Raw genomic sequence first — 11347 nt, 5'->3', positions numbered from 1 at the left:
GTGGTCGGCGCGGGGCTGGTCGCGCTGCGCCTGCGCCGCACCCCCGCCCCCGACGTGTCAGACGCTCAGGTCACCCGGGTGACCTGAGCGTCTGACACCCGGGTCAGGCCTCGCCCGGGAGGGCCTTGCGGATCACCAGGCGCGTCCACGCGCCGACGAAGACCCGGTCGTTCTCCTCGATCTCCCGGCGCACGCCCTGGTTCAGCGGGTTGTCCGGCAGCGGGTCACCCGCCGCCGAGACGAATGTCCCGTTCGACGAGCCCAGGTCCTCCACCCACCAGCGCTGACCGTCCGTGGTCAGCTGGCAGTGCCGCCGGGACACTCCGGGGTCGCTGCCGCAGTCGATGTCCGGCCGGATGCCGCGCGACTTCGACGGCCGCCCCACCAGGAGGCTGCGCTGCCGCAGCGTCACCAGGCCGGGCAGGCCCGCGGACGGCATCGGGTCCTCCGGCCGCTCGTGCGCGTACCAGTCAGGATCCACCCAGATCTCGGCCACCCAGGCGTCGTCGCCCGGCACGGGCGGCGCGGCGAGCCCGCCCTGCGCCGACGGCTCGGCTGCGGGCGCCGGCACACCGGCCGACGCCGCGGTCCCGGCCGGCGTGGCCGCTGCCGGAACCGAACCTGCCGGAACCGAGCCGGCCGACGCCGATCCCACCGGCGCCGAGCCTGCCGCCACGCGCCCGGACCCGGGGCCGGGGTCGGCCGGGACCGAGCCGGTCCCGGGCTGCGTCGCCCCCAGGTCCCCGAGGTCCAGGCCGGACGACGGAGCCGCGGGCGGGGCAGGCGGTGCCGGCGTGCCGGTGGTGAAGTCGTACCCGCAGTTCTCGCAGAACAGCGAGTCGGCGGGGGACACGTCGCCGCAGTTGGGGCAGGTCACGGGCTCGGCCGTCGCCTGGGCGGGCGTGCCGGAACCGCCTCCTGCCGCAGAAGCCGCCGAGGCCCCCGAACCCGGCCCCCCGGGATCGGCCGCCGCGCTCGCGGGGATCGGCGTGCCGCAGACGTCGCAGTAGTCCGTGGCCTGGCTGGTGTGTCCCTCGGGGCAGACGACGGTCATGCGCGCCGTACCCGGGTGGTCTTCGTGGACGCGGTGTCGAGTGCCATCTCGTCCAGCTTGGCGGTGTTCCGCTTGAGCCGCACGGTGCCCTCCTCCTCGTTCTCCACCTCCACGATCTTGCGCAGGCGCGAGGTGGCCTCGTCGTTGCCGGTCTCGGCGGCGAGCTGCACGGCGCGGCCGAGCTTCACCGTCGCCGTCGCCTCGTCGCCCGAGGCCTTGGCCGCCAGGCCCTCCTGGATGGCCGAGGCGAGCTCCGCCTGGCCCGTGTAGTGCGCCACCTCGGGGCTGATCCGGGCGGTGAGCGTCGAGTCGTCCGACCACTTGGCCTTGACCAGGCCCGACGCCTGCACCTCGCCACCCACCGCGATCTGCACGCGCGCGGCGAGCTGCTCCGAGCCCACGGGCTTGGCCGCCACCCGGACCGCCACGTGGTAGTCGCGGGTCTCGTCGGCCCACGCGCCCGTGGGGAACCCGCTGGTCAGCGCGTTCACCTCGGTGCGGCGGCTCGTCAGGTCGTCGACCTCGGGGGCCACCTGCTTGACGAACAGCACCTGCGAGCCCTGCGGCGCCCACACCCGCAGGTCCACGTCGGCGACGCCGCGGGCCATGGACTTGCGGACCAGGGCCGCGAAGTCCTCCGCGATGTCCTCCGGGCGCGCGATGAGGTCCACGGTGCCGAGCAGAGCCGTCGAGATCTTGCGCAGCTCCTCCACCACCCAGCGGTCGCCCACACCGCGGGCGTCGCACTGGAAGTGCCCCGTGACGTGGGTGATCATCTGGTCCAGGTGCATCTTCGGCTCGGACTCGTTCTTGCCGTCCGTGAGCAGGATCAGGTGCTTCTGCGCCGCCGGGACGGTGGCGAACAGGTCGTCGGCGAGCCGCAGCCACGTCGAGATGGCCGTGCCGCCGCTGGCCGACATGGTCGAGATGGCGCGCTTGGCCTCGGCTCGCGCGCCGGGCTCCATCGCCACCATCGGCACGCGGGCGTTGGGGTACGGGAAGATCCTCGTGGCCACGTGCGAGCCGCCGATGATCGCGAAGAGCGTGCCGTCGGGGATCTGGTCCACGGCGACCGCCGCGGCGTGCTTGGCGGCCTCCATGTTGCGGCCCTGCATGGAGCCGGACGTGTCGACGGCGACGATCTCGGCGACCTGGCCCGAACCGCCCGCGTCGGCGGTGGCGGTGGCGCCCGCGGCGGTGCCGGCCCCGGCTGCCCCCGCGCCGGTGCAGGTCACGGACACGATGGCGTGCACGTCGGTGCCGCCGTCGGACAGGAACTCGTTCTGGAAGACCTCGGCGGAGAACTCGGCCACGGTGGCTCCTCTCGGTTACGGCAGGCTAGCGCTGCTCGGTGACAGTCGGGGCGATCCGCGCGAGCGCGGCGGTGATGTTGTCCCGCCCGCCCTGGGCGTTCGCCCAGCGGACGAGCGCCGCGGCGGCGGCGTGCGGTTCGCCGCAGCCGGCGAACTTGCGCACGAGCTCACCCATCTCGTGCGCGTCGGAGCAGTAGTTCCACAGGCCGTCGGAGCAGACCAGCAGCCAGCCGGGCCCGTTCGGGACGGTCGCGGCACAGCGCGCGTCGGTGTCGGCGGCGTCGGGCCCGAGCCACCGCGTGATGGCGTGCGCCTGCGGCGACGTCTCGGCCTGGGCGCGCGGCACGCCGGCGGCGATCATCTCCTGCGCCCACGAGTCGTCGACGCTGAGCTGCTCGGCGGGCCCGGCGTCCGGCAGCCAGTACACGCGGGAGTCGCCCAGCCAGCCCGCGACGATCAGGTCGTGGTCCACGACGGCGGCCACGAAGGTGCACGACGGCGGGTCGTCCGCCACGTCGGTCCCCTTGGTCGCGGCGAGCTGCTCGGCGGCGCCCCGCACGGCCTGGCCGGCGGCGCGCGACGCGGCGACCATGGCGTCGGTCCAGCCCGCGATGCGGCGGCTGGTGGCGCCCTCGACCGAGCTCGGCCCCTCGGGCCCGTAGGCCACGAGCACGTCCCGCGCGGCCCGGCTCGCCGCGAGCGAGGCGACGTCGGAGTCCGGTGCGCTGGAGACGCCGTCGCACACCACGAGCGCCGCGAAGGCGCCGTTCGCGGCCAGGGCCATCGCGTCCTCGTTGCGCGCGTGCCGGATGCCCCGGTCGCAGACACCCGCGACCCAGCTGGCGGGCCGCTCCTCGAAGTGGTCGCGCTCGGACTGGCCCGGGGCGCCGCAGTCGGCGCAGTAGCCGTCGTCGGCGATGACGCCGCCGCAGGCCGCGCACCGCCGGTTGCCCCCGGCCTCGCCCGTCGCCGGGTCGAGGTCCAGGACCGTGGGGGCGACGTCCAGCGTCACCTCGTCGGGCAGGGACGGGTCCGCCCCGCCGGTGCCCAGCGCGGTGCCGCAGTTCTCGCAGAACCTGGCGCGGGGCGCCGCGTTCTCCCCGCAGCTGGGGCATCGGACGAGGACACTGTCTTCGGCACTCATGTCTGGGTGGATCTCCTTGCTTTCGTCAGGGCTCTCGCCCCGTTTATCGCCACGTCCACTGCCGTACGGAGTTTGCCCGGTCCACGAGCGCCACGCGCTCCGAGCGCTCGTCGGTGAGGTGGGCGAGGTTGCGCAGGGCGAGCTCCAGGCGGTCCCGGAGGTGCCCCTCCTCGGCGGCCACGCCCGCCACCCGGAGGCTCGGCAGAGGGCCGTCGCGGAGCACGATCTCCAGCGCCTCGTCGAGGGCCTCGACGGTGACGACGGCCTTGGGCCGGTCGGGGATGTGGGCGGCGTCCAGCCCGGCGACGGCGTCGGCCAGGTCGACGAGCGAGCGGTGCGCCTCCACGAGCAGCCGGGCCCGCTGCAGGCGGGCGTCCGGGAACGACCCGCGCGTGGGGCCCACGAGCTCCAGCGCGCCGAGCGCGCCGTCCAGGTCGCCGCCCCCGGACCGCACGCGGGCCAGGCCGAACGCGGCCGCGCCCGTGTAGTTGGCGTCGGCCCGGGCGATGGTGCCGTAGAGCTGCTCGGCCACGCCGGGCTCGCCCGACAGCTCGCAGACCGTGGCCAGCGCCAGCTTGGGCGCGGGCTCGCCGGGCACCTGCCCGTAGACGGCGTTGAACGACGCGCGGGCCGCGGCGGCGTTGCCCGTCGCGAGGTGCCCGAGGCCCTCCATCCAGGCCGCGCGCCACTCCCACGGGTCGTGCTCCAGGATCTGCGCCACGGTGGACCGGAGCAGCGCGCCGTCGTCCGCCTCGATCGCGGCGCGGGCCACGGCGAGGCGCACCTCGACGGTGTGCTCGGCCGGGTCGGCCAGCGCCTTGATGCGTTCGGCCGGGTCGGCGACGTTGACGCCGGCCAGCCAGGACGCCATCGGGTCGGTCGAGTCGACCTTCAGCAGCGGCAGCTCGTTCCAGTCCAGGGCGCCGTCGGCGCCGTCGAGCGGCGGCACGCCGAACAGCACCGACTCGGCCGACGTCGTGGCCGTGTACCCGGGCCCCTTGTCGGTGGCGACCACCTCGCGCAGCACGCCAAGGAGCTGCACCCGGGCCTCGTCCACGGACGCGAACCGGTCGGCGGGCGCCGGGGCGCACGCCTTGGCGAGCCAGCGGTAGAACGAGTCGTACTTCTGGAACACGGGGGTGTCGGCCACGGGCGGGAACGACGCCTGGTAGACGGTCGTGTTGCCCCGGAAGTCCAGCACCAGGGAGGCCAGGGTGCGGCCGAGCGTGAAGATGTCCGACGCCACGGACGGGCCGACCTCTGGCACCTCGGGCGCCTGGTAGCCGACCGTGCCGTAGATGGCCGACGTCAGGTCGTCGGTGCGGCGCACGCCGCCCATGTCGATCAGCTTGACGCCGTCGCCCTGCGCGATGATGTTGTCCGGCTTGAAGTCGCAGTACAGCAGGTCGTGGTCGTGCAGGTAGCTGAACGCGGGCAGCACCTCGAGGATGTACGCGATGGCCTGGTCCACCGGCAGCGGGCGGGGCTGGCCGCCGTCCTGCTCGCGGCGGTCCTTGAGCACGTCCTTGAGCGACCGGCCGCCCACGAACTCCATGACGGTGTAGCCGAGGCCCTCGTGCAGCACGAAGTTGAAGATCTCGACGATGAGCGGGTGCTCCACCTCGGCGAGGAACTGCCGCTCGGCGACGGCGGCCTCGTACGCCTCCGTGTCGCCCGCGTTCAGCAGGCCCTTGAGCACCACCCAGCGGCCGCTGACGTTGCGGTCCCGGGCCAGGTAGATCCAGCCGAGGCCACCGTGGGCCAGGCAGCCCACCACCTCGTACTGCCGGGCCACGAGGTCGCCCGCCTTGAGCGCGGGCGCGAAGTCGTACCGCGCGCCGCAGTGCCCGCAGAACCCGGCGATGCGGCCGGGCACGCCGTCCCTGGCCCGGCCCACGGGCTGCCCGCACGTGGGGCAGTACCGCTTGGACTCCGCGAGCTCCGGCGTGGCCATGACGGCCTGCAGCGGATCGGCCACCGGGGTGTGCGGCACGGTGGTCAGGCCCGCGCCCAGGCGGTGCCCGCGCAGGCGCGTCGAGCCGGTACCGACCCGGCGCGTCTGGCTGGTGCCCCCGGTGACGCGGGCCGAGCCCAGGGCGGTGGACGCGAGGCGCGAGGAGCTGGTGCGCCCGGTCGACGGCTCCGCCATCCCGTTCGGCACGGAGCCGTTCGCCACGGAGCCGTTCGGCGCCGAGCCCGAGGCGCGGACCGTGGTCGCGTCGAGGTCGCCCTCGGCCCAGGACGCCGCGACGGCGGCCAGCGCGTCGCCGTCGGGGTTGCCGCCGGCGGGCGTGCCGCAGACGTTGCAGTAGCCGTCCTCGATGGTGCCGGTGCAGCCGGGCTCGGCGCACTTCTGTTCGGTCATCGGTGTCCCTCCGGGAGGTCGCGCACGAGCGTCTCGAGCTGCTCGGTGAAGTGCCGGGCCAGGGCCAGGTCGCAGGGGGTCGCGTCGAGCACGTCGCGCACCTCGTCCTCGCCCGCCTTCACGGCCGGCGACGACGAGCGCCCGTTGCCCTGGGCCTTCGTCATCAGGTTCTTGACGCGGTAGCGCAGCTCGGCGCGCTCCCGCAGCGGTGCGGTGTAGGCGTCCTCGACCTTCTCCATCGCGCGCTCGACGGCGCCCAACCGCTGGACGTAGGTCGTCAGCGCCGCCTGCTCGTGCGGCACCTCGCCGAGCCGGAGCACGTCCGGGATCGCGAGGCGCGGCGGGTCGACGACCTCCCGGCGGCAGCGGTCGGCGATGCTCGCCAGCCCCGGCGCCCGGCCCGCCAGGGCGGCGCGCAGCTCGACGGCGCGCTCCCGGTCCTTGGCGAGCGACCGGCTCCGGGCCGCGTGCACGATGAGGTCCCGCTCGGTGCGCGCGACCTCGTCCTCCAGCGCGCCCAGCGGGCCGGTGACGTCGGCGCCGCGGGCGGCGTCCGCCCTGAGCCGGCTCAGCCGGTCGCGCAGGCGGGCCACCGCGGCGTCGTCCTCCGTGGTGGCCGTGGCGCGCGCGGCGTCCTCGGCGCGGACCACCCCGGCGGCCAGCGCCCGGAACCGGGCGGTGACGTCGGCGGCGTGCGGGTCGAACGACAGCCTGGTGGCGAGCTGGTCGGCCTGCGCGTCGCACAGCCGGGCGGCGTCGACCAGGGAGAGGAGGGACGTGGCGGGGTCGCCGCCGAGGCGGCCCCAGACGAGCTGCGACATGCGCTCGCGCGCCACGGCGTCGGCCCGGCCGGAGTCCCACACCTCGACCAGCTCGTCGGTACGCGTGCGCACCGCCTGCCACAGGGTCAGGGCCAGCACGACGTCGGCGGTGACGGCGTCCGCGCCGGCCTGCCGGGCCGCGGCGTCGAGCCGGTCCAGGTCGGCCCGGCGCACGTCGAGCCAGGCCTGCAGGTCGGACAGGTAGGTCAGCAGCGCGGCGGGCTCGGCCGCCACGCCCAGGGCGCCGGGCGGCGCCGGCGCGCGCTGTGTCCGGCTCACGGCGTCCGTCCGTACACGGGCTCCGGGGCGTCCGGGGCGCTGCCGAGCGCGTCGCCCAGCCAGCGGTCGTAGGACTTCTCCCACTGCCCGCTCGAGACCATGTCCTCCAGCACCCCGTTGACGAACCGCACCATGTCCGGCTGGCCGGCGGGGATGCCGACGCCGTACGGCTCGTCGCTCACGGCGTCGCCCACCACCTTGGCGTACGGGTCCTGGGCCGCGAAGCCCGCCAGGACCGTGTCGTCACCGGTGATCGCGTCCACCGCGCCCTGCTGGAACAGGACCAGGCACGTGGTGTGGGTGGCCGCGGGCACCGCCTCGACGCCCTCCCACTCCTGCAGCCGCTCCAGGGTCGTGGTGCCCTCCGGCGCGCACACGCGCTGCCCGTCCAGGTCGTCGATGCTCTCCACGTCCGACGTCGAGGGCACCAGCAGCTTCTGGCCCGCGTGGTAGTACTCCGCGGAGAACGCGATGTTCTCCCACCGGTCGCAGTTGATCGTGAACGCGCGCGTCACGACGTCGACGTCGCCGTCCTCCAGGACGGTCTCCCGGTCGCCCGACGTGATGACCCGGTACTGGATCTTGTCGGGGTCGCCCAGGATGGCGTCGGCGATCTGCCGCGCCACGTCGATGTCGAAGCCCTCGATGTCGCCGTTGAACGGGTTGCGCGAGCCCATGAGCAGGGTGTCCGCCGAGACGCCGACCCGGAGGGCCCCGCGCTCGCGGATGTCGGCCATCGTGGAGCCCGACGTCACCTCGGGGCTGCCGTCCGGGTCCGCCGAGGCGACGGCCGGCAGCCCGTCGCTGCAGTCCGCCGCCGCGGTCGCCGTGCCCGCCGCCGTCCCGCCCGTCGCGGCCCGCGGGGCCGTGCCCTGCGCGGTGTCCTGGACGGACTCCTGCGCGGAGCCCGCCGCGGCCGCACCGGTCAGCAGCTGCGTCGTGGGCTGGGGCGCGCACGCCGCCGTCGCGCCCACCAGGGCCAGCGCCACCAGGGCGGCGGCGATCGGTCTGCGGGCTGCGCGCGTGCTCATCGGTACTCCTTCAGGCGGACGTTCATCCCGGCGGCCGCGGCCACGGCCCCGGCGACACCGAGCACGAGGGCGACCCAGGCCGCGATCTGGGCGGTGGTCGCCGCGGAGCCGAGCCGGCCCACGGCGTCCGTGCTCGTGGCCTCGACGTCGGCGTGGGCCCGGTCGGAGAACGCGGTGAAGGCCGCGCCCGCCGAGTCGTCGGCCGTGGACGTCGCCGCCTCGACGGCGCCCTCCCAGTCACCGCCGTCGTCCAGGTCACGGATCTCGGCATGCTTGGCGTCCCACGCGTCCAGCAGCTCGCGGGGCGAGTCCGAGCCGGAACCGGTGCTCGGGACGGCGTCCGCGGCCTCGTCCAGCAGGTTGCGGGCGTCGGCCACCGCGGTCTGGTACGTCTCCTCGAACTCGGCGCCGGAACCCCGCTTGATCAGCGTGAACGACTCCATCGACTTGGCGTCCGTGGCCTGCGACAGCGCCTGGGACGTGGCGACCGTCGCCGCGTACGGGCCGCTCGCCACCGACCGCGCCACGCCGTTGCCACCGAGCACCGCGACCGTCGCCACGATGCCGCCCACCAGCAGGGCGGCGCTCGCGGCGGCCAGGCCCAGGTTGAGCCGGCGGCGCGTGCGCCGCGCCAGCCAGAGCTGGACGGCGGCCAGCGCCACCAGGCCCAGCAGCACGAAAAGCAGCAGGGCCTGGGCGAGGGAGACGGAGGTCAGGTCGGAGTCCACCCGCTCGGACGTCGAGACCGCCACCTGGTCGAGCGTCGGCAGCACCTCGTCGCGCAGGGCCGCCGAGGCCTGGTCCAGGTAGGCGGCGCCCACGGGGAAGCCCTGCCGGTTGTTGGCCCGGGCCGACTCGACCAGGCCCGCGTACCGCTGCACGGAGTCGGAGACCGTGGCCAGGTCGGTGGTCTCGTCCGTGCCCTGCGCCGTGGCGGACAGGGTGGGCAGGGCTCGCGCGGCCTCCGACAGGCTGGCCTCGTAGCGCTCCCGGGCCTCGGTGGGCTCCAGCCCGCCGACCAGGAAGGCGTTGGTCGCCGTCGCGTCCGCCGAGACCAGGTCGTTGCGCAGCTCCTGCGTGCCCACGAGCTGGGCGGCGTCGCGCTGCGCGTCCCGCAGCGCCGCCGCCTGGCTGTTGCCCGCCAGGAACCCGGTGACCGCCAGCAGCAGGCACGCCACCACGGCGACGGCGGTGGCCAGCGCGAGGCGGCCCGGGGTGGTCGCGAGCTCCGCCGTGATGCGGTCCCGGATGCCGGTGCGGGCGGGCGGGGTGTCTCCGGGGGCCGGCGGGGCCGCCGGGTCCGGGTCGGCCGGCGGCGGGCCCGTGGTCGTCAGGGGTGCGGTCACAGGGTGGCCTCGCTGTCTGTCCCGATGTCCACGACGTCCTCCAGGTCTTCCGGGACCAGCGTGCGCAGCTGGTCCACCGTCGGTCGTTCAACGTCCCGCAGGCGCCAGGCGTGCCGGGCGATCGCGGAGTCGAGCACGTTGCGTGCCCAGCGGCCGTTGCCGAAGCCCTCGCCCCGCACCTGGTCCGCCGCGAGCCGGTCGAACCGGTCCAGGGTGGCCGGCTCCGGCTCGAAGTCGGCGGAGCCCGCCATGGCCGCGAAGATGCGGCGCAGCTCCTCGGGCGAGTAGTCCTCGAACGTGATGGTCCGCGCGAACCGGCTCTCCAGGCCCGGGTTCGTCGCGATGAACCGGGCCATGGGGCCCGGGTAGCCCGCCACGATCACCACGAGGTCGTCGCGGTGGTCCTCCATGTCCTTGACCAGGGTGTCCACGGCCTCGCGGCCGTACTGGTCCTCGGCCAGGGCGTACGCCTCGTCGATGAACAGCACGCCGCCCAGGGCACGCTGCACCACCGCCGTCGTCTTCTCCGCCGTCTGGCCCAGGTAGCCCGCCACGAGCTCGGAGCGGTCGACCTCCACGAGGTGGCCCTTGTCCAGCAGGCCCAGCGCGCGGTAGATGCCCGCCACCAGGCGGCCCACCGTGGTCTTGCCCGTGCCGGGGTTGCCGGTGAACACCAGGTGGCGCGTGAGCGTGGGGGAGGTCAGACCCGCCTCGGCGCGCAGCCGCTCGATCCGCAGCAGCTCGGTCTGGCGGTGGATCTCGTCCTTGACGCGGCCCAGGCCGATGAGCTGGTCCAGCTCGTCGAGCAGCTCGGCCAGCGGGCGGGGCTCGTCCGCGGGTTCCGGCGCGGGTCCGGTCCCGGCGGCCTGTGTGGCCTGGGTGGCCGGCTCGGGTTCCGTGGCCGACGGCGTGGGGTGGGTCGGTGTCGTGGTGAGAGCCGGTGCGCCGAACTCCAGCCCCTGGTCGCCGGCCGGACGGGGCGCGGCCGCGCGGCCCGCCGCCGCGCTGCGGTGCACGGCCTTGGTGCCCTCGGCGGCGGCGATGGCGCTGATGCTCGGGTCGCCGAGCCCGGCGGCGGCGTCGACCACCGCGGCCAGCGCCTCGGCGTACCCGGCCGCGTGCGCCGAGCCGTCCGCGACGAGGCCCGCGAGCAGGTCCGTCGGGGCGGAGCGCCAGCGCCGGGCGCCCACGGCGGCGTCGAAGAACGGCTGCAGCGTGGCTGACGCCGGCCGGCCGGGGGACGTCGCCGCGAGCCAGTCGGCCGGGGCGCCGGGGGAGGACTCGGCGACGGCGGCGGCCAGCCGCTCGCCCTCGGCGCGGGCCGCCGGGCCGCCCACGCCGGCGTCGGTGCCGGCCCGGGCGAGGGCGTCGAGGGCGGTGGCCAGCGCCGTCGTGGTCACGGGGCCTCCAGCGGGGCGGGCCCCGACGTCGGGCCCGGGCCTGCCGTGCCCGGGCCGGGCAGGGACTGGCCGGGCTGGATCTGGCCCGGGAGCGTGAGGCCCGAGGTGCCGAACTTCTCCTCCAGGAACCGCCCGTGGGCCACGAGGGCCACCGCGTCGGCGCGCGAGACGGCGTCGGAGATCTTGTCGAGCGTGGCGCCCAGCAGGTCGAGCTGGTCGCAGAGGATCAGCAGGGACGTCTTGCCGCGGTCCACGACGCGCCGGTCGGCGAAGTCGCGGGGCAGCCGCAGGTACGCGTCGACGGCCTCGGGCAGGTAGCTCGTGGCCGTGGCCACGACGGTGTGCGCCTGCTGGGAGCCGGGGCCGAGCCGGTCCAGGCGCGGCACCATCTCGTGCACCGTCTCCACCACGCGCTGCACGCGGGCGGTCACGGCCGCGGGGGCCTTGCCGGACGCGCGGGCCAGGACGGCGTCGACGGACGTCACGATCTGCTCGGTCGTGGGCGGTGCCGGGACGGCGACGGGCTGCTCCACCTCGGGGCGTCCGCCGCCGAAGATCCGCTGCCACCAGCCCATACGTTCCCCCGTGCCTGCG

9 protein-coding genes are annotated in these 11347 nt (G+C 75.6%); all 9 read right to left on the bottom strand.

Annotation, left to right across the window (positions count from 1 at the left end; genetic code table 11):
- Nucleotides 1-103: 103 nt before the first annotated feature.
- Genes ACFU5G_RS05535 through ACFU5G_RS05495 form a run of 9 tightly spaced genes read right to left on the bottom strand, consistent with a single transcriptional unit; the run spans nucleotide 104 to nucleotide 11328 of the window.
- On the bottom strand, nucleotides 104-1054 hold the full coding sequence (locus tag ACFU5G_RS05535; protein WP_377241602.1) for an FHA domain-containing protein: 951 nt from the start codon (nucleotides 1052-1054) through the stop codon (nucleotides 104-106).
- Nucleotides 1051-2367 (bottom strand): VWA domain-containing protein, encoded by a 1317-nt coding sequence (locus tag ACFU5G_RS05530; protein WP_377241600.1) that lies wholly within the window; start codon nucleotides 2365-2367, stop codon nucleotides 1051-1053. The genes ACFU5G_RS05535 and ACFU5G_RS05530 overlap by 4 nt, the downstream gene beginning before the upstream one ends.
- A gap of 25 nt (nucleotides 2368-2392) precedes the next feature.
- Entirely contained in the window at nucleotides 2393-3511 is a 1119-nt protein-coding gene (locus ACFU5G_RS05525) for a PP2C family serine/threonine-protein phosphatase (RefSeq protein WP_377241598.1), read from the bottom strand.
- A gap of 43 nt (nucleotides 3512-3554) precedes the next feature.
- The gene (locus tag ACFU5G_RS05520) at nucleotides 3555-5876 is read right to left on the bottom strand and encodes a tetratricopeptide repeat protein (protein WP_377241596.1); all 2322 of its coding nucleotides are present in this window, start codon (nucleotides 5874-5876) and stop codon (nucleotides 3555-3557) included.
- Nucleotides 5873-6976, bottom strand: a complete 1104-nt coding sequence (locus tag ACFU5G_RS05515; protein WP_377241594.1) for a hypothetical protein — start codon at nucleotides 6974-6976, stop codon at nucleotides 5873-5875. The genes ACFU5G_RS05520 and ACFU5G_RS05515 overlap by 4 nt, the downstream gene beginning before the upstream one ends.
- A complete protein-coding gene (locus ACFU5G_RS05510) occupies nucleotides 6973-8007 on the bottom strand; it encodes a glutamate ABC transporter substrate-binding protein (RefSeq protein ID WP_377241592.1) in 1035 nt (344 codons plus the stop codon). Before ACFU5G_RS05510 ends, ACFU5G_RS05515 begins: the two co-directional genes overlap by 4 nt.
- On the bottom strand, nucleotides 8004-9353 hold the full coding sequence (locus ACFU5G_RS05505; RefSeq protein WP_377241589.1) for a hypothetical protein: 1350 nt from the start codon (nucleotides 9351-9353) through the stop codon (nucleotides 8004-8006). Before ACFU5G_RS05505 ends, ACFU5G_RS05510 begins: the two co-directional genes overlap by 4 nt.
- Nucleotides 9350-10753: an AAA family ATPase gene (locus ACFU5G_RS05500; protein ID WP_377241587.1), complete on the bottom strand. Its 1404-nt coding sequence runs from the start codon at nucleotides 10751-10753 to the stop codon at nucleotides 9350-9352. The genes ACFU5G_RS05505 and ACFU5G_RS05500 overlap by 4 nt, the downstream gene beginning before the upstream one ends.
- On the bottom strand, nucleotides 10750-11328 hold the full coding sequence (locus tag ACFU5G_RS05495) for a hypothetical protein (protein WP_377241584.1): 579 nt from the start codon (nucleotides 11326-11328) through the stop codon (nucleotides 10750-10752). The genes ACFU5G_RS05500 and ACFU5G_RS05495 overlap by 4 nt, the downstream gene beginning before the upstream one ends.
- Between the last annotated feature and the right edge of the window lie 19 nt (nucleotides 11329-11347).

The organism is Promicromonospora sp. NPDC057488, from assembly GCF_042802395.1.
Classification (GTDB): Bacteria; Actinomycetota; Actinomycetes; order Actinomycetales; family Cellulomonadaceae; genus Promicromonospora.
Note: the sequence above shows the minus strand (reverse complement) of the source record. Positions and strands in the feature narration are given on the sequence as shown.